Here is a 16,793-nt window from a genome sequence, read left to right as displayed (position 1 = left end):
CTCGACCCATGGCAACGGAAACGGGACCGGACCTCCACGACCTCCTGACCTCCCTGCGGGTATGGGCGCCCGGGGCGACCGAACTGCGCCCGTTCGACCCGGCGACAGCACCCGACACCCCCCTCGCCCTGTTCACCGCCTGGTTCGCCGAGGCCGTGGCGGCGGGCGAGCCCGAACCCCACGTCATGTCCCTCGCGACACGGGACGACGCGGGCCTGCCCGACGTACGCGTGCTGATGCTGCACGGCGCGGACACGGACGGCTGGTCCTTCGCGACCCACGCCACCAGCCGCAAGGGCCACCAGCTGGACCACTGCGCGTACGCCGCCCTCTCCTTCTACTGGCCCCGCCTCGGCCGCCAGATCCGGCTGCGCGGCCCGGTTCTCCCGGCGACCCCCGACGAGTCCCGCACCGACCTGCACGCCCGCTCGGCCGGAGCCCTCGCGGCGGCCCTGACCGGCCACCAGAGCGAAGTCCTCCCGTCCCTGGACGAGTTGACCCACGCCTCGGAGGCGGCCTGGGACCTCGCCCTCCGCGAGCCGCGCACCCCGGTCCCCTCCTGGACCCTGTACCGCGTCCTCCCCGACGAGGCCGAGTTCTTCCAGGGCGACGCGCTACGACGACACGTCCGGCTGAGGTACGCGCGGGAGGAACGGGGCTGGACCAGAGAACTCCTCTGGCCCTGAGCCCCGTGCGGGGTACCGCAGGGGGTCAGCCCAGCCGCTTGACCGTGTCCCAGCCGTTCGATTTGAGCGTGGTGGCGGAGCCGATGGCGGTGGTGGTGCCCTTGTAAAGGAGCAGGGCTCCGGCCGCGTTCAGCGCCGTGACGCCCGTCGACGGTGTCTCCGCGCCGTGGAAGGTCGTCGTCTTCCGCAAGGGCGCCACTCTCGCCCACTTCGTCGTGAGCAACGCGGGCTCCATGGTTTCCGGCAAGGACTTCACCTTCCCCGCCGACCTGGTGACCGCGCAGGCCGGCAAGCTCGCCTGAGAGACGTGTGCGGCGGGGTGACGGTTCCGTATGCGTGACCCCCTCACCCCCGCCCCATCACCACCGTCCCCGAAGAGCAGAACCACCCGCCCGTCCCCGAGGCGACCCCGAGTCGTGGCAACTCCCCGTCTCGGGCGCGTACTTGACGGTCGCCTGCCTCTCCTCGCAGTTGGTGTACCGCCTCCACCAGTAGGAACAGGCCCCGCATGCCCGGGTGTTGGGCCGAGAGGCCGCCGCCGTCGGTGTTCACCGGTAGCTCGCCGCCCTCCACCCGTAGGCGTCCCTTCTCGACGAAGGCGCCGCCCTCACCCTTCGCGCAGAAGCCCAGGTCCTCCAGGGTCACCAGGGTCATGTAGGTGAACGCGTCGTAGATCTCGGCGAAGTCGATCTCCTCCGGCCGCAGCCCCGCCCGCTCGAAGGCCAGCCTGCCGCTCACCGCCGCCGGGGACACCGTGAAGTCGGGCCATTCGGACATCGTCGCGTGTGAGATGTGTTCTCCGGTGCCGAGGATCCAGACCGGTGCCGTGCGGCAGTCGCGTACGTACTCCTCCGCCGCCAGGAGTACCGCCGCCCCGCCGTCCGACCGTATGCAGCAGTGCAGTTTGGTGAAGGGGTCCGCGATCATCGGGCCGGCGAGGACCTCGTCCACGGTGATCGGGTCGCGGAACATGGCCTCGGGGTTCAGGGCCGCGTTGGCGCGGGCCTGTACCGCCACCTCCGCCAACTGCTCGACGGTAGTGCCGAATTCGAGCATGTGGCGGCGCGCGGCCATCGCGTACTTGGCGATCAGGGTGTGGCCGTAGGGGACCTCGAACTGGAGCGGGCCGCGGGCGCCGAAGGAGAGGTTCCCGGTTCTGCGGCCCGCTCTGATGTCGGCGCGGGCCGTCGAGCCGTAGACCAGGAGTACGGCGTTCGCGTGGCCCGCCGCTATCGCGTCCGCCGCGTGCGCCGCCATGACCTCCCAGGTGGAGCCGCCGACCGCCGTTGAGTCGACCCAGGTGGGGCGCAGGCCGAGGTATTCGGCGACCTCCACCGGTGGCAGGGTGCCCAGGCCCGCCGACGCGAAGCCGTCCACCACGGCCCGGTCCAGGCCCGCGTCGGCGAGTGCGCGGCGGGCGGCCTGGGCGTGCAGGGCGTAGGGGGTCGTGTCGTCGACCCGTCCGCAGTCGGACAGGGCCACGCCCACCACGGCGACCTTGCGGCTCCCCGGTGTCATGAGGGGCCTCCTCCCTCTGTGCATATCGTGCCCGGACTCCTAATATGACGGACCGTCAGATCTGGAGGGAAGTGTCATGGACGCCAGCTTCACCGCCGAGCAGGACGAGATCCGCCGTACCCTCCGCGAACTCCTGGCCAAGCGCTGTGGGGTGGAGCGGCTGCGGGCCGCCGTCGACAGTCCGGCCGGGCACGATCCCGCCCTGTGGGCCGCCCTCGCCGCGCAGTTGGGGCTGCCGGGGCTCGCGCTTCCGGCGGCGTACGGCGGTGTCGGCTGTACGACCACCGAACTCGCCCTGGCCTGCGAGGAGACGGGGCGCGCGCTGGCTCCGTCGCCGTTGCTCGCCACCGCCGTGCTCGCCGCGCCGCTCGTCCTCGCGCTCGGGAGCGAGGCCCAGCGCGCGGCGCTGCTGCCGCGTGTCGCCGCCGGTTCGCTGACCGCCGCGCTCGCCGTGCCCGGCACCGCGCTCACCACCGCGCTCGCCCTCACCGGCCCCAACGGCGGCGAGTGGGCCGGCGGCGGGCGGGCGGGCGGGGTGCAGGCGCGGCAACGGGCGGACGGCGGCTGGCGGTTGTACGGGCAGGTCGGGCAGGTGCTCGACGGGCACAGTGCCCAGGTGCTGCTGGTGGCCGCGCACGCCGGGGGCTTCGCCAGGTCACGGACTCTGCTGTTCCTGGTCGCGGGGGACGCGGCCGGGCTGGTGCGGATCCGGCAGACCTCCCTCGACGCGACCCGGCCGCAGGCGCGGCTGGAACTGCGCGACGTGGAAGGGGAGTTGCTGGGCGACGACGACAGCCCGCGGCTGCTGCGGGAGCTTTCCGCGCTCGGTGACGGTGCCGCCACCGTGCTCGCCGCCGAGGCCGTCGGGGCCGCCGACCGGGTGCTGGAGCGGACCGTCCGACACGTCAAGCAGCGTGAGCAGTTCGGGCGGGCGATCGGGTCCTTCCAGGCGGTGAAGCACCGGCTGGCCGATGTGTATGTGCAGGTCCAGGCGGCCAAGTCGGCCGCCTACTACGCGGCTTGGGGCGCCGCGCACGGGGAGCGGGTGGGCGGGCTCGCGCTCGCGCAGGCGCTGGAGGCCCTGCGGGTGGCCGCGGGTGAGGGCATCCAGTTGCACGGGGGGATCGGCTTCACCTGGGAGCACGAGGCCCATCTCTATTTCAAGCGGGCCGCCGGTGACGAACTGCTCTTCGGGCCGGTGCACCGGCTGCGGGCGTACGCCGCCGAGGGAGCGCGTCTCTTCGAGAGCCGTGAGGTGACGGTGTGATCGGTGTCCGGCTGGTGCAGAAGGTGTCCTCGACGCCCGCGTTCGCGAGGGTCGCCCCGCATGTGGTGCCCGCCCTCGACCGGGCCGTGCACCGGCTGACGCGCGGGAAGGTGCTGCTCAGCGCCCAGATGCTGCCGGGGGTGATCCTGACCGCGAAGGGTGCGCGCAGCGGGCAGGCGCGCAGTACGCCGCTGGCCTGTATGCCGGTGGCGGACGGGTGGATTCTGATCGGGTCCAACTTCGGGCGCACCGGGCATCCGGCCTGGACGGGCAACCTGATCGCCCATCCGGACGCGGAGATCAGCTGGAAGGGGACCGAGATCCCGGTCACGGCACGGCTGTTGGCGGGGGACGAACGGGCCGAGGTGTGGCAGGCGGCGCTGGTGTTCTGGCCGCCGTACGCCACCTATCAGGCGCGGGTGGAGCGGGAGATCCGGCTGTTCCGGATCACACGCAGGGCAGGCGACGGTCCACCTGGGTGAACCGCCGCCCGCGAGACAGGACTTGGGACCTGGAAGCAGGAACCGCTACTTCGTCGGCTTCTTGCCGGTCACGCCCAGGTGGACCAACAGCGCCAGGTTCGGCTTGAGTTCAGCCTGCTTGACGCCCCACGTCTGGAAACCCTTCTGGTGCGAGGCGACCGCCGCGAGCATCGCGACCAGTGAACCGGCGACCGCCGCCGGGTTCACGTCCTTGTCGACCCTGCCCTTGGACTGGAGTTCGGCGACCGCGTCCGAGAGGGAGTTGTTCACGGAGTTGAGGATCTTCATGCGGATCTTGTAGAAGCGTTTGTCGCCCTCGGCCGCTCCGAGGTCGACGACCCGCAGGATCGCTTCGTTCCTGCGCCAGAACTCAAGGAATCCCTCCACGAGTTCCTGCGCGGTCTGCCAGCCTGCCTTGCCGACCCATGACCGGCCGGCCAGCAGTTCGGTCAACTGCCCGCCCTCCGTTGCCATTTGCTCGGCGATTTCCAGGACGGCGCCTTCGACGTCCGGGAAGTACTGGTAGAAGGTCGCGGGTGAAGTCCCCGCCTTCCGGGCGACATCGATGACTTTGACGTCCCGGTAGGGGGAGGAGCTGAGCATCTCGCTTAGGCAGTCGAGCAGCTTCTGCCGGGTCGCCTGCCCACGCCGGCCGGCCACGCGGCCGTCGACGGTACGCACTTGTCCTGTCATGCCGTCAGCTTACCGAGGGGTGATCGGAGCGCGATTCGGCCGACTGCAAATGGGGTGCACGAGGGTCCAGAGGGTGGTGTGCCTGGTCTGCGGGGTGCGTGCGGCGCCGTTACTTTGACGCTATGGCCGAAAACAGGGCATCCACGTACGGAGAGGGCGTCCCCTGCTGGGTGGACGCGCAGCTGCCGGACCTGGCTGCGGGCAGGCGGTTCTACGGTGAGCTCTTCGGGTGGACCTTCGAGGAGGCGTACGGCGGCTCCGTCTGGGCCCGCAAGGAGGGCGAGCCGGTCGCCGCGCTCGCCCACAAGGCGGACGGGCGGCTGCCGACTGTGTGGACGGTGTATTTCGCGACGCCGGACGTGGTGCGGCTGACCGGGCGGATCCGGGACGCAGGCGGGCAGGTCTTCATGGCCCCGCTGCCCGTGGGGGAGCTGGGGACGGCCGCCCTGGCCGCCGATCCGGAGGGCGCCGTCTTCGGGCTGTGGCAGGCGGCCCGGCATCCCGGTTTCGGCGTCCGGCACAAGGCGGGCACCTTCGGCTGGGCCGAGCTGTACGCCCGCGACACGGAGACCGCGAACACGTTCTACGGCGGACTTTTCACAGACGCCCTCTTCGGCCCGGAGGCCGCCCCCGACTTCGGGCGCGCGCCCGTCTCGGAGGTCTTCCCGGTGGAGATGCCGCCGCACTTCCTCGTGCACTTCCGGGTCGAGGACATCGCCGCTGTTCTGGGGGCCGTGCGGCGGCTCGGCGGGCGGGTCCAGGTCCCGCCCTTCGAGACGTCGTACGGAAATGTGGCCGTCGTCACCGACAATCAAGGGGCGTCGTTCGCGCTACAGCAACGCTGACACCTGGACGTTTGTCCGGAGATATGCCGAGACACCCCGATTAGTCGCCGGGTTCGCAACCTGTGGCCGGGCCAGGAAGAATCAGGGTGCGTGCCGCCATGGCGGTGCGGTGGTGAGACGCTGCACGGGGTCGCGTACATATGTGGGTGGCGTGGCCCGTACGGGGAGGTGGCAGGCAAGTGGTGGATCAGCTGACGCAGCACGATCCGCGGCGGATCGGGCCGTTCGAGGTGCTGGGACGGCTGGGCGCGGGCGGCATGGGGCTGGTCTATCTCGCGCGCTCGGCGTCCGGCCGGCGGGTGGCGATCAAGACCGTGCGGACGGAACTCGCCGAGGACCAGCTCTTCCGGGTCCGTTTCACCCGCGAGGTGGAAGCCGCGCGGGCCGTCTCCGGGTTCTACACGGCCGCCGTGGTCGACGCCGATCCGCGGGCGGCCGTGCCGTGGCTGGCCACCGCGTACGTGCCGGCGCCCTCGCTGGAAGAGATAGTGAACGAGTGCGGGCCGATGCCGGCCCAGGCGGTGCGTTGGCTCGCGGCGGGGGTCGCCGAGGCGCTCCAGTCCATCCACGGGGCGGGCCTGGTCCACCGCGACCTCAAACCGTCCAACGTCCTCGTGGTCGAGGACGGCCCCCGGGTCATCGACTTCGGCATCGCCTCCGGTGTTTCCAACACCCGGCTGACGATGACGAACGTGGCGGTGGGCACCCCCGCCTACATGTCCCCGGAGCAGGCCAAGGACTCCCGCAGCGTCACCGGCGCGAGCGATGTGTTCTCGCTCGGCTCGATGCTCGTCTTCGCCGCCACCGGACACCCTCCGTTCCACGGTGCCAACCCGGTCGAGACCGTCTTCATGCTGCTGCGCGAGGGTCCCGACCTCACCGGCCTCCCGGACGAGCTGCGCCCCCTCATCGAGTCCTGTATGCAGATGGAGGCCACCGGCCGGCCCAACCCGGCCGACCTCCAGGCCCAGCTCGCCCCGCACCTCTTCGGCTCCGGTTCCGACGACAGCGGCACCGCCTCGGCCTGGCTGCCCGAGCGCGCGGTCGGCCTGATCGAGAGCCGCAGAGGCGGACGCCCGCCCGTGAAACCGACGCCCACCGCCGGCCGCAGCGGCGGCGGGCGCGTGGCCGTACCGCCGCCGCCCTCCCACGACCCGGTGGTGCCGGTCCCGGTCGGCGCCCCCGACACCGGGCCCGTACGGCTGGCCGGCGCGCCCGTGCCCATCGGCCCCGGGCCCCGGGTCGCCGACGCCCGCGCCGCCGCCGTCAAGGCGCCCCCTCCGGAGGCCGGTCTCGTCGCCTCCTGGTCCCGGCCGCGCCCCGGCGTCAACGGCACCGACGCCGCCGTGGGACCCGCCGTGCCCGCGCCGCCGCCGCTGCCCCCGGAGACCGCCTCCGGCTGGCGCCCCTGGCGCTTCCGCATGTCGAACGACGTCTGGGGCACCCCGACCGTCGCGGGCGACCTCGTCTACGTCACCTCCTTCGAGGTGCACGCACTCGACGTGCAGACCGGCCGCCGCTCCTTCAAGACCCGTGACGTCGCCTGGTCGATGGCGGTCGCGGACGGCCGTATCCACGCCTCGGACGGCCCCACCCTCTTCGCCCTGGACGCCCGCGAGGGCGGTGACCTGTGGCGGCTGTCCACCGACGCCTGGGTGTACTCCCTCAAGGCCGAGCGCGGCACCGTCGTCACCGGTACGCGCGGCGGCGGGGTGCAGGCCTGGGAGGCGGCCACCGGGCAGCAGCTGTGGCAGCTGACCGGCGCGCAGACCGACTTCGAGTCCCCGGAGGCGGGCCCGGCGCTGCACGACGGCACCGTGTACGTGTGGCAGGACGCCCGGCTGCGCGCCCTCGACGCCCGCACGGGCGAGGAGCGCTGGTCGTACCCGATCGGCGACGCGGCCTCCTGCGGGGGCGTGCCCGTCCGGGTCACCGCCGCCCCGGACGGTCAGGTCTACGTCGCCGCCGGCACCCGCGTGCTCTCCGTCGAGGTGGCGAGCGGCCGGGTCCGCTGGCACTTCGAGGCCCCCGCCGTCTTCCTCTGCGCCCCCACCTTCGCGCCCGGCCCGGCGGTCACCGGCGGCGGTGTCTACCTCGCCGACTACCTCGGCACGGTCTACGCCCTCGACGCCGCCGACGGCCGCGACCGCTGGCGCATCGCGACCGAGCCGCGCGCCTCCATCGAACCGGTCCTGGTCGCCGCCGGGCACGTGCACGTCGGCAGCGGCAAGGGCCTCTACACGCTCGACGCGGTCACCGGCACCCCCAAGTGGCGCTTCCAGGCGGGCGGCGACATCGTGGGCGCCCCCGCCGTCGCCGAGGGCCGGATCCACTTCGGCTCCACCGACCACCTCCTCTACACCCTCAAGGCCGACGACGGCCGGCTGCGCTGGAAGCTCGCCACCGGCGGCGAGATCACCGGGGCGCCCGTCGTCAGGGACGGTGTCGTGTACGCGTGCAGCAAGGACCGCTGCGTGTACGCCCTCGACGCGGAGAAGGGGACGGGCACCGCGAGGACCGCGTGAGGGGTGCCCGTCGGGGTCGGTAGCATGATCGGATGCGGACGCGGGGGCGCAAGGTCAGATTCACGGCGGTACTGGCACTGACGGTTCTCACCCTCACCGGCTTCTCCACCGGACGGCACCACAGCGGCAGCCGGCACCGGAGCGGCGGCGGTGGCGGTGGCGGGTGCAGCAGTTCGAGCCAGGACCACGACACCTCGACCCACCGGCGGTCCGCGTACCGCTCCTCACCCCACTCCACGGCCTCCTCCGCAAGCGCCGGTCTCATGGACGGCACGGCGAGGCTGGTGAGCTGCGCGACCGCGCAGCGGCGGTACGCGAGCGTCGAGGTCGCCAATCCGAACAGCGGCGGGGCCGTCTTCTCCGTCCACGTCACCTTCCTGGACGCACGGGGCGACGAACTCGACCAGGGCCGCGCGAGCGTCCGGGTCCCGGCCGGGGGCAGGGCGACGGTCCGCGTCCCCGTGCGCGCCACCACCACCCCGGTCGACCACTGCGAGGCGGACTCGGAGGCGTCCGTCACGACCTAGCGCAGCCGGTACTCCCGCTGCCGTCCGGCGAACAGTTCCGCCTGGCGTTCGGCGGGCAGGTTTCCGAGGGCGATCAGCGGTGGCGCCTGCGCGTAGGCCTGCGCCCGCGCCGCCTCCTTCGCCGACCACAGCGCCCGTACGGTGCCCTGGACCCCCTCGGTCGGATAGCCGGCGATGACGGTCGCGCAGGCCACGGCGGCTGCCAACGCCCCGCCGGGCGGCGCGAGTTCGGACACCAGCCCGATGTCGTAGGCGCGCTGCGCGGTGATCCGCTCGGCCGTCCCCATGAGCATCATCCGCGCCACCTCGCCGTACGGCATCCGGTGGGCCATCAGCACCGACTCGTAGGCGCTGACCATGCCGTAGGTGGTGTGCGGGTCGAAGAACACGGCGCTCGGGTCGGCGACGACGAACTCGCTCTCGCCCAGCAGATAGAAGGCCCCGCCGCAGGCCATCCCGGACACGGCGGAGATCACCGGTTTCCACAGGTCGTTGGCCTTCGGCCCGATGCGCAGCAGCGGATCGTCCTGCATGTAGGGCGAGTCGGGCTGCGGCACCACCGCGTCCCGGTCCAGGCCGGTGCAGAAGGCCCGCTCCCCGGCCCCGGTGAGGACGACCGCCCGTACAGTGTCGTCGAAGCGCAACTCCCGCCATACGGCGGCCAGTTCGGCGGCCGTCGGGAGGTCCACGGCGTTGTGCCGGTGCGGCCGGTCGAGGGTGACGACGGCGACCCCGGTGTCCTTGTCGGCGGTGGTCCGCAGCGTCATGACCGCTCCAGGACCCACTGCGGAAGCCCGTCCGCGTCGAACACGACCTGCACCCGCGCCCCGATCCGGACCCGTTCGCGCGCGACGGAGTCGAGGGCCGCCCCCGGCCCGCTCACGAGATTCCCGACCAGCCGGATCCGCGGCGCGTCGACCAGTTCGACGACGATCACGTTGTACGGCGCGACGGCGGCGTAGTCCGGCAGCAGCGGTGGGTGCGGGAAGACGTACGACCAGATCCGCCCGCGCCCGCTCAGCTGCCGCCACTCGCCGGCGAAGGACTGGCAGTGGGGGCAGCAGGGGCGGGGCGGGAAGCGGGGTTCGGCGCAGTCGGCGCAGGTCTGGACGCGGAGTTCGCCCGCGCGGGCGTACTGCCAGAAGGGGGCGCCGTCGGCGTCGGTGACGGGGGAGAGCATGGTGGTCGACTCCTCGGGTTCACTTGGTGAGCAGCAGGGCGGAGGTGGGGACGCCCTCGCCCGCCGTCACCAGGCAGGTGGCGGCGTCCGGGATCTGGGCGGTGCTGGTGCCGCGCAACTGCCGTACGCCCTCGTTGATCAGGTTGAAGCCGTGGACGTACGCCTCGGAGAGCCCGCCGCCGCTGGTGTTGACGGGCAGCCGCCCGCCGATTTCGAGCGCGCCCCCCTCGGTGAAGGCGCCGCCCTCGCCCCGGCCGCAGAAGCCGTAGCCCTCCAGGGAGAGCGGGACCAGGGCGGTGAACGCGTCGTAGATCTGGGCGACATCGACGTCCTGCGGGGTGAGGTCGGCGTGCTTCCACAGGTGCCGGGCGGTGGTCCAGGCGGGGCCGGTGAGCGGGTCGTCGTTCCAGTAGTTGACCATGCCGTGGTGCTGGGCGGGGAGGCCCTGGGCGGCGGAGTGGATGTGGACGGGGGTGCGCCGGCAGTCGCGGGCGCGTTCGCGCGAGACGACGACACAGGCCAACGCCCCATCTGTCTCAAGGCAGTTGTCGAAGAGGCAGAGGGGTTCGCTGATCCACCGGGAGGTCATGTACATCTCGCGGGTGAGCGGGCGGTCGTACATGATCGCGGCCGGGTTCTGGTTGGCGCGGTTGCGGCAGGCGAGGGCGACGTTGAACAGGTGGTCGCGGGTCGCCCCGTACTCGTACATGTAGCGACGCGTCAGCATGGCTATCTCGTCGGCCGGCCGCAGCAGCCCGAAGGGGCGGGTCCACTGGGCGGGGGTGGGGAGTTGGCGGGTCGTGTTGGTCCACGGCCGCACCCCGCTGCCCCGTTTCCGCGACCGCCACGCGACGCCCACCGTCGCCTGTCCGGCGGCGATGGCGGTGGCGAGGTGGGCGACGGTCGCGCAGGAACCGCCGCCGCCGTAGCCGATCTTGCTGAAGAAGGTGAGGTCGCCGAAGCCGACCGCCTTCGCGAGTTCGACCTCGTCGGTCTCCTCCATCGTGTAGGAGGCGAGGGCGTCGACCTCACTCGGGGCGATGCCCGCGTCGTCGAGCGCGGCGAGCACCGCCCGACAGGCCAAGGTCCGTTCGTCCTCGGGGAGTTGTTTGGCGAAGGAGGTCTGTCCGATGCCGACGATCGCGGTCGCGTCCTTCAGTCCCGCCATGCGCTGTCCGGCCATTCTCCGTGCACCTCCGCGTGACACCGGGGCAGCTGACAGGGCGTCAGACTACAGCTAATCTGACGGACAGTCAGCTACCGCGTACAGGGAGGCCGTTCATGCGCGCAGACATGGAGTGGGGCAGCATCCCGGGCCTGGTCCGGTCGGCCGCCGAGCGGTACGCGGACACCGAGGCGGTCGTGGACGGCCGCACCCGGATCTCGTACGCCGAACTCGGCGCCCGGGTGGAACGCGCTGCGGCGGCCTGCCTCGCCGCCGGTGTCGAGGTCGGCGACCGGGTCGGCATCTGGGCGCCGAACTCGCTGGACTGGATCGTCTCGGCGCTCGGCGCGGTGTCGGCGGGCGCGGTACTGGTGCCGCTGAACACGCGCTTCAAGGGGACCGAGGCGTCGTACGTGCTGCGCGGCAGCGGGGCCCGGCTGCTGTTCGTGACCGGGACGTTCCTGGGCACCTCGTACGTGGCCTCGCTGCGCCGGGCGGCGGGGGAGGGGCCGGGCGGGGGCCCGCTGCCCGGACTCCCCGCGCTGGAACAGGTCGTCGTCCTGGCCGACGACGCACCGGCCGACTTCCGCACCTGGAAGGACTTCCTGGCCGGCGGGGAGGGGGTCGGCGAGGCGGAAGTGCGGGCGCGGGAAGGCGAGTTGGACGGCTCGACGGTCTCGGACATCATCTTCACGTCCGGCACGACCGGCCGCCCCAAGGGCGCGGTGATCACCCACGCGCAGACCCTCCGCGGCTACGAGATCTGGAGCGACCTGGCCGGGCTGCGGCACGGCGACCGCTATCTGATCGTGAACCCGCTCTTCCACACCTTCGGCTACAAGGCGGGCGTCATCGCCTGTCTGATGCGGGGCGCCACGATGATCCCGCAGCCGGTGTTCAACGTGGACACGGCGCTGGCGAACATCGCGGCGGAACGGGTCTCGGTCCTGCCCGGCCCGCCCACCCTCCACCAGTCCCTGCTCGACCACCCGGCCCGCGACGCCCACGACCTCTCCGCGCTGCGGCTCGTGGTCACCGGCGCGGCGGTGGTGCCGCTGCGGCTGGTCGAGCGGCTGCGGGGCGAACTGGGCGTCGACACGGTCCTGACGGCGTACGGCCTCTCGGAGGCCAGCGGCATCGTCACGATGTGCCGGCGCGGGGACGACCCGAGGGTCATCGCGTCGACGTCGGGCCGCGCGATCCCCGGCACGGAGGTCCGGGTGGAGGCACCCGTCGGCACCCCCGGCGAGGTGCTGGTGCGCGGCTTCAACGTGATGCGCGGCTACTACCGGGACCCGGCGGCGACGGCGGAGGTCCTGGACGGGTCCGGCTGGCTGCGCACCGGCGACGTGGGCGTGCTCGACGACCTGGGCAACCTCCGCATCACCGACCGGATCAAGGACATGTTCATCGTCGGCGGCTTCAACGCGTACCCCGCGGAGATCGAGCAGCTGCTGGGCGTCCATCCCGATGTGGCGGACGTGGCGGTGATCGGCGTACCGGACGGGCGGCTCGGGGAGGTCGGGAAGGCGTACGTCGTCCGACGGCCGGGGGTCACCCTCACCTCCGACGACCTCATCGCCTGGGCCCGCCGCGAGATGGCGAACTACAAGGTGCCGAGGGTCGTGGAGTTCGTGGGGGAGCTGCCCCGGAACGCGAGCGGGAAGGTGGTCAAGGGGGAATTGCGGGGGTCGTGACGCGCGGTATGGTGATGGGTATGGCAACGAAGAAGTACACCGTCACGCTGCCGGAGGAGCTCGCCGAGGAGATCCGGCGGGAGGTCGGGAGCGGCGGGTTCAGCGCGTATGTGACCAGGGCGATAGAGCGTCAGCGTGAGCGGGATCGGCTGGGTGAGCTGGTGGACCGGCTGGAGAAGGAGCACGGTGCCGTCACGGAGGCCGAACTCGCCGCGGCCGAGGCCGAGCGCAGGGAGAACGAGCGCCATTTCACCGGTCAGCATGGAGTCGACGACGTCGACTACCCGAAGGCGAGCTGATGGGGCCGAGCAGCTATGTGCTGGACAGTGAGGGCTTGTCCCGGGCGGTGCGCGGCGAGCGCCTGATGCTCGCCAGGCTCAAGGACGCCCATCGGGCCGGCATCCGCGTGCTGACCAGCTCGATGACCCTCATCGAGGCGTACCACGGACAGGTGAATCTCGCGGCGTGGGGCTGGGCGATGTCCCGGGTCGTGGTCGAGCCCGTGACGCGGGACGTGGCCGACGCGGCGATCGCACTTCTGAAGGACACCGGCCTGCACGGCCACAAATACGCGATCGACGCCGCCCTCGCGGTCATCGCCGGACGGCAGCCGGGCGGTGTCGTGCTGTACACGTCCGACGTGGACGACATGAATCGGTTGTGCTCGGCGCGCGTGATGGTCAGAGGCCTGTAGCCCCCCCCACACACACATCGACCGCGACGACTCCCCCTCGGTGTCGCCGCGGTCGATCCCCCGTGTGCTTGATCCCTGCTACGCCTCTTCGGAACCGGCGTGGTTCTCCTGAGGGGTGAGGATCGTTTCTGCGATGAGGCCGGCGTGGTTTTCGAGCGGCTTGATGATCTCGCTCTCGGTGACGCTGCCCGCGTGGTTCTCCAGCGGCTCGACGGTCGACCCGTCGTCCGGGATCCCCGCGTGGTTCTCCAGCGTCGTGGTGTTCTGCTGCTTCGAGCTATCGCTCATCGTCGGCAACTTCCTGTCGAACGTCCTGAATGAAAGGGCCCGCCCGGAGACTCCCCCGAGGGTCGCCGGGCGGGCACCGCAAGGCCGTTCACCTTAGTGGTGGGGCCAGGCGCTGAGCCGCTTGCCCCCCGAGGCGGCGGATCAGCACTCATGAGCATGGCGGCAGGCGATAAACAAACAATGAACGGCGACCCGGCGCCCCGGTCAGGCGGCCGCGGCCGGCACGAGCAGCGCCCGCACCTGCTCGGCCTCGGCGGCGCCGTGCTCCTCGTGGATGCTGAGCGCCTCGGTCCAGCAGGCCCTGGCCCGGTCGGTCTGCCCGAGCCGGTCGAGCGCCAGCCCCAGCGTGGTGAGCACGTTGGCGCGCATCCAGTCGCCGCCGATGACACGGAGGGCCAGCGCCTGTTCCGCGTGCTGCGCGGCGAGCGCCGGGTGGCCGCCGGCGAGATGGGCCTCGGAGATACGGAAGTTCGCCGACCCCTCCCAGAGCCGCTGGCGGTTGGTCCGGAAGAGCCGCAGCGCCTCGTGGAGTTCCTCCAGGGCCTCGCTGTGCAGTCCGGCCGCGCTGAGGGCGATGCCGAGCGCGAGGCGGCTGTTGGCGAGGCGGACGGTCATGCCGAGCTGGTCGTAGATGGCGACTCCGCGGCGCGCCAGTTCGATGGCGCTCTTGGTGCGCCCGAGGCGGACGCGGATCCGCGAGAGATTGCACAGGGCGCTGCCCTCGCCCGGCAGGTTCCCGTCGGCGCGGTAGTTGTCGATCGCCTCCTGGAGGTACTTCTCGCCGTCGGCGTTGCGGCCCTGGTAGAAGGCGATGATGCCCCGGTCGTTGGGCAGCCAGCAGCACGGGGCGAGGTCGCCCGCCTCCTGGGCCAGGAGCGTGGCGAGCCGGGCCTCCTCGTCGGCCTGCGCGAACCTGTCGGAGACCAGCAGGGCGTTGGTCAGCGCGGTGCCCGCCCGTCCCTCGGCCCGGCGGTCGCCCGCCTCGCGGGCGAGGTCGCGCAGGGCCACGGCGGTTGTCTCGTACTGGTAGGAGTTGGCGCCGGACTCCGCGAGGTCCTTGGCGACCCACAGCAGGTCGACCGCGCGCCGGAGCATGCCGTTCCCGGCGCTCTGGCGTATGCAGGCCAGCAGGCAGTTGGCCTCGGAGTAGAGCCAGTCGACGGCGCTCTTGCCCTCGGCGAAGGTCAGCCCGGGATGCCGGGTGGCTTCGAGGTGGTGCACCAGCCGGTCGCCCGGCCGCTCGATCGAGTAGACCTCCGCCGCCGTGGCCAGATAGAAGTCCAGCAAGCGCGAGAGCGCCGCGTCCCGCCCGCTGGGCGGCGACTCGTCGCGCTCCGCGCACGCACGCGCGTAGAGCCGCACCAGATCGTGGTACCGGTACCGGCCGGGCGCCGCCGATTCCACCAGGGAGGTGTCGACGAGGGACTCCAGCAGGTCCTCGGTCTCCTCGGCGGGCAGGTCCAGTACGGCCGCCGCCGCCGCGAGGGAGATGTCCGGGCCGTCCGCGAGGCCCAGCAGGCGGAAGGCGCGTGCCTGGGCCGGCTCCAACTGGCCGTAGCCCAGCTCGAAGGTGGCCTTCACGGCGAGGTCGCCGGCCTGGAGTTCGTCCAGGCGGCGGCGCTCGTCGGCGAGTTTCGCCGCGAGGACCGAGACGGTCCAGGTGCGGCGGGCCGCCAGCCGGGAGGCGGCGATGCGGATGGCCAGGGGCAGGAAGCCGCAGGCCGCGACCACGTCGAGGGCCGACTCCCGTTCGGCGGCGACGCGTTCGGCGCCGACGATCTTGGTGAAGAGCTGGAGTGCCTCCTCGGGGGACATCACGTCGAGGTCGATGAGATGGGCCCCGGCCAGGTCCACCATCCGCACCCGTGACGTCACCAGTGCCGCGCAGCCTTCCGTGCCCGGCAGCAGCGGCCTGACCTGGGCCGCGTCCCGCGCGTTGTCGAGCAGGACCAGGACCCGGCGGCCGTCCAGGACGGAGCGGTAGAGCGCCGAGCGCTCCTCCAGCGTGTCCGGTATCGCGGAGTCCGCGGTGCCCAACGCCCGCAGGAACGCGCCGAGTACGGTCTCCGGTTCCGCCGAGCGGGACCGCGCGCCCTGGAGATCGACGTACAACTGGCCGTCGGGGAAGGCGGAACGGGCCTGGTGGGCGACGTGCACCGCGAGGGTCGTCTTGCCGACGCCGCCGATGCCGGCCAGCGCCGACACCGCCATGACGCGGCCCTCGGCCGAGGCCAGCACCTCGCTCAGTTCGGAGACGAAGGCGGCGCGGCCGGTGAAGTCCGGGACCGTCGCCGGGAGTTGGTGCGGGCGGACCGGTGCCGGGGCGGTCTCCGCGGCCGGGGCGGACGGTTCCGCGAGGCCGGGGTCGGCCTGGAGGATGCGCTGCTGGAGTTCGCGCAGGCCGGGGCGCGGGTCGACGCCGAGTTCGTCGGCGAGCAGGCGCCGGGTGTCGGCGTAGACGGCCAGCGCCTCCGCCTGCCGGCCGGAGCGGTAGAGCGCGAGCATCAGCAGTTCGCGGAGGCGTTCGCGGAGCGGGTGCGCGGCCGTGAGGGCCGTCAACTCGCTGACGGCCTCCGCGTGGCAGCCCTGTTCCAGGTCCATGTCCAGGCGGGATTCGAGGAGTTGCAGGCGCCACTCCTCCAACCGGACGCGCTGCGCCTCGGCGTAGGGGCCGGGTACGCCGGCCAGCGCCTCCCCGTCCCACAGCGCGAGCGCGCGGCCGAGCAGGTCCCGCGCCCGGCACAGGTCGCCCGCCGACCTCGCCTTCTCCGCCTCCGTCGCCAGGTCCTGCGCCACCGCCGCGTCCAACGCGCCCTCGGGCAGGCCGCGTACGGCGTAGCCGCCGGACTCGCTGACCAGCACCCCGGCGTCCAGCGCCTTGCGCAGCCGCGACGCGTACGTCCGCACCGCGGCCAGCGCCTGCGAGGGCGGGTCCTCGCCCCACAGGGCGTCGATCAGCTCGGCGGCGGTCGCCGTCCGGCCCTCGCGCAGCAACAGCGCGGCCAGCAGGGCGCGTTGCTGCGGCGAGCCGGTGGCGAGGGGATCGGGGCCCCGCCAGGCGCGTACCGGACCGAGCACGCCGAAGCGCAGCGCCGTCGACTCCTCCGAGCCGGAGTCGGGGCGCCGCTGCTCCGGTACTCGCGGTCCACCGTCCATCGCCGTTCCCCCTAGACATGCCTGACAACTACGCCAGTTTGCCTTGTCGGCGGCGGTCGCGTCAGCACTC

The 16,793-nt window shown here is 72.4% G+C and carries 17 protein-coding genes; 10 read left to right on the top strand and 7 right to left on the bottom strand.

Annotated features, from left to right (window positions below):
• The first annotated feature begins 8 nt into the window (after positions 1 to 8).
• The gene (locus ACIQPR_RS04845; protein WP_403641918.1) at positions 9 to 686 is read left to right on the top strand and encodes a pyridoxal 5'-phosphate synthase; all 678 of its coding nucleotides are present in this window, start codon (positions 9 to 11) and stop codon (positions 684 to 686) included.
• 137 nt (positions 687 to 823) lie between these two features.
• Positions 824 to 988: a hypothetical protein gene (locus ACIQPR_RS04840; protein WP_403641915.1), complete on the top strand. Its 165-nt coding sequence runs from the start codon at positions 824 to 826 to the stop codon at positions 986 to 988.
• Positions 989 to 1,031: 43 nt separating this feature from the next.
• On the opposite strand, the gene ACIQPR_RS04835 is transcribed toward ACIQPR_RS04840, so the two are convergent.
• On the bottom strand, positions 1,032 to 2,204 hold the full coding sequence (locus ACIQPR_RS04835; protein ID WP_403641912.1) for a thiolase C-terminal domain-containing protein: 1,173 nt from the start codon (positions 2,202 to 2,204) through the stop codon (positions 1,032 to 1,034).
• A gap of 76 nt (positions 2,205 to 2,280) precedes the next feature.
• Here ACIQPR_RS04835 and ACIQPR_RS04830 point away from each other — a divergent pair, with 76 nt between their 5' ends.
• Positions 2,281 to 3,471, top strand: coding sequence for an acyl-CoA dehydrogenase family protein (locus ACIQPR_RS04830; protein WP_403641910.1), 1,191 nt, complete (start codon positions 2,281 to 2,283; stop codon positions 3,469 to 3,471).
• Positions 3,468 to 3,953: a nitroreductase family deazaflavin-dependent oxidoreductase gene (locus tag ACIQPR_RS04825; protein ID WP_403641907.1), complete on the top strand. Its 486-nt coding sequence runs from the start codon at positions 3,468 to 3,470 to the stop codon at positions 3,951 to 3,953. Before ACIQPR_RS04830 ends, ACIQPR_RS04825 begins: the two co-directional genes overlap by 4 nt.
• A 45-nt stretch (positions 3,954 to 3,998) precedes the next feature.
• Here ACIQPR_RS04825 and ACIQPR_RS04820 read toward each other — a convergent pair whose 3' ends face one another.
• Positions 3,999 to 4,634, bottom strand: coding sequence for a TetR family transcriptional regulator (locus ACIQPR_RS04820; RefSeq protein WP_403642929.1), 636 nt, complete (start codon positions 4,632 to 4,634; stop codon positions 3,999 to 4,001).
• 134 nt (positions 4,635 to 4,768) lie between these two features.
• Between ACIQPR_RS04820 and ACIQPR_RS04815 the strand changes: the two genes are divergently transcribed.
• The 3 genes from ACIQPR_RS04815 (at position 4,769) to ACIQPR_RS04805 (ending at position 8,543) form a co-directional block, all read left to right on the top strand.
• Positions 4,769 to 5,491, top strand: a complete 723-nt coding sequence (locus ACIQPR_RS04815; protein WP_403641905.1) for a VOC family protein — start codon at positions 4,769 to 4,771, stop codon at positions 5,489 to 5,491.
• Between the two features lie 179 nt (positions 5,492 to 5,670).
• Positions 5,671 to 8,016 carry a PQQ-binding-like beta-propeller repeat protein gene (locus ACIQPR_RS04810; protein WP_403641903.1) on the top strand — a complete coding sequence of 782 codons (2,346 nt, stop codon included), beginning with the start codon at positions 5,671 to 5,673 and terminating at the stop codon, positions 8,014 to 8,016.
• Between the two features lie 32 nt (positions 8,017 to 8,048).
• Complete coding sequence (locus ACIQPR_RS04805; protein WP_403641900.1) at positions 8,049 to 8,543, top strand: hypothetical protein; 495 nt, start codon at positions 8,049 to 8,051, stop codon at positions 8,541 to 8,543.
• On the opposite strand, the gene ACIQPR_RS04800 is transcribed toward ACIQPR_RS04805, so the two are convergent.
• The 3 genes from ACIQPR_RS04800 to ACIQPR_RS04790 are packed head-to-tail and all read right to left on the bottom strand — an operon-like array spanning position 8,540 to position 10,891.
• Positions 8,540 to 9,310, bottom strand: a complete 771-nt coding sequence (locus tag ACIQPR_RS04800) for an enoyl-CoA hydratase/isomerase family protein (protein ID WP_403641898.1) — start codon at positions 9,308 to 9,310, stop codon at positions 8,540 to 8,542. The genes ACIQPR_RS04805 and ACIQPR_RS04800 overlap by 4 nt on opposite strands.
• Positions 9,307 to 9,723 carry a Zn-ribbon domain-containing OB-fold protein gene (locus ACIQPR_RS04795; protein ID WP_403641895.1) on the bottom strand — a complete coding sequence of 139 codons (417 nt, stop codon included), beginning with the start codon at positions 9,721 to 9,723 and terminating at the stop codon, positions 9,307 to 9,309. Before ACIQPR_RS04795 ends, ACIQPR_RS04800 begins: the two co-directional genes overlap by 4 nt.
• 19 nt (positions 9,724 to 9,742) lie before the next feature.
• Positions 9,743 to 10,891: a lipid-transfer protein gene (locus ACIQPR_RS04790; protein ID WP_403642926.1), complete on the bottom strand. Its 1,149-nt coding sequence runs from the start codon at positions 10,889 to 10,891 to the stop codon at positions 9,743 to 9,745.
• A gap of 113 nt (positions 10,892 to 11,004) precedes the next feature.
• On the opposite strand from ACIQPR_RS04790, the gene ACIQPR_RS04785 reads away from it, so the two are divergent.
• Genes ACIQPR_RS04785 through ACIQPR_RS04775 form a run of 3 tightly spaced genes read left to right on the top strand, consistent with a single transcriptional unit; the run spans position 11,005 to position 13,279 of the window.
• Positions 11,005 to 12,585, top strand: a complete 1,581-nt coding sequence (locus tag ACIQPR_RS04785) for a FadD3 family acyl-CoA ligase (RefSeq protein WP_403641892.1) — start codon at positions 11,005 to 11,007, stop codon at positions 12,583 to 12,585.
• 20 nt (positions 12,586 to 12,605) lie between these two features.
• Positions 12,606 to 12,884, top strand: a complete 279-nt coding sequence (locus ACIQPR_RS04780; protein WP_403641890.1) for a hypothetical protein — start codon at positions 12,606 to 12,608, stop codon at positions 12,882 to 12,884.
• Positions 12,884 to 13,279 carry a hypothetical protein gene (locus ACIQPR_RS04775; protein ID WP_403641887.1) on the top strand — a complete coding sequence of 132 codons (396 nt, stop codon included), beginning with the start codon at positions 12,884 to 12,886 and terminating at the stop codon, positions 13,277 to 13,279. The genes ACIQPR_RS04780 and ACIQPR_RS04775 overlap by 1 nt, the downstream gene beginning before the upstream one ends.
• A gap of 78 nt (positions 13,280 to 13,357) precedes the next feature.
• Here ACIQPR_RS04775 and ACIQPR_RS04770 read toward each other — a convergent pair whose 3' ends face one another.
• Positions 13,358 to 13,567: a hypothetical protein gene (locus ACIQPR_RS04770; RefSeq protein WP_403641884.1), complete on the bottom strand. Its 210-nt coding sequence runs from the start codon at positions 13,565 to 13,567 to the stop codon at positions 13,358 to 13,360.
• Between the two features lie 204 nt (positions 13,568 to 13,771).
• A complete protein-coding gene (locus tag ACIQPR_RS04765; protein ID WP_403641883.1) occupies positions 13,772 to 16,723 on the bottom strand; it encodes a BTAD domain-containing putative transcriptional regulator in 2,952 nt (983 codons plus the stop codon).
• Between the last annotated feature and the right edge of the window lie 70 nt (positions 16,724 to 16,793).

Source organism: Streptomyces sp. NPDC091280, from assembly GCF_044768565.1.
Classification (GTDB): Bacteria; Actinomycetota; Actinomycetes; order Streptomycetales; family Streptomycetaceae; genus Streptomyces.
Note: the sequence above shows the minus strand (reverse complement) of the source record. Positions and strands in the feature narration are given on the sequence as shown.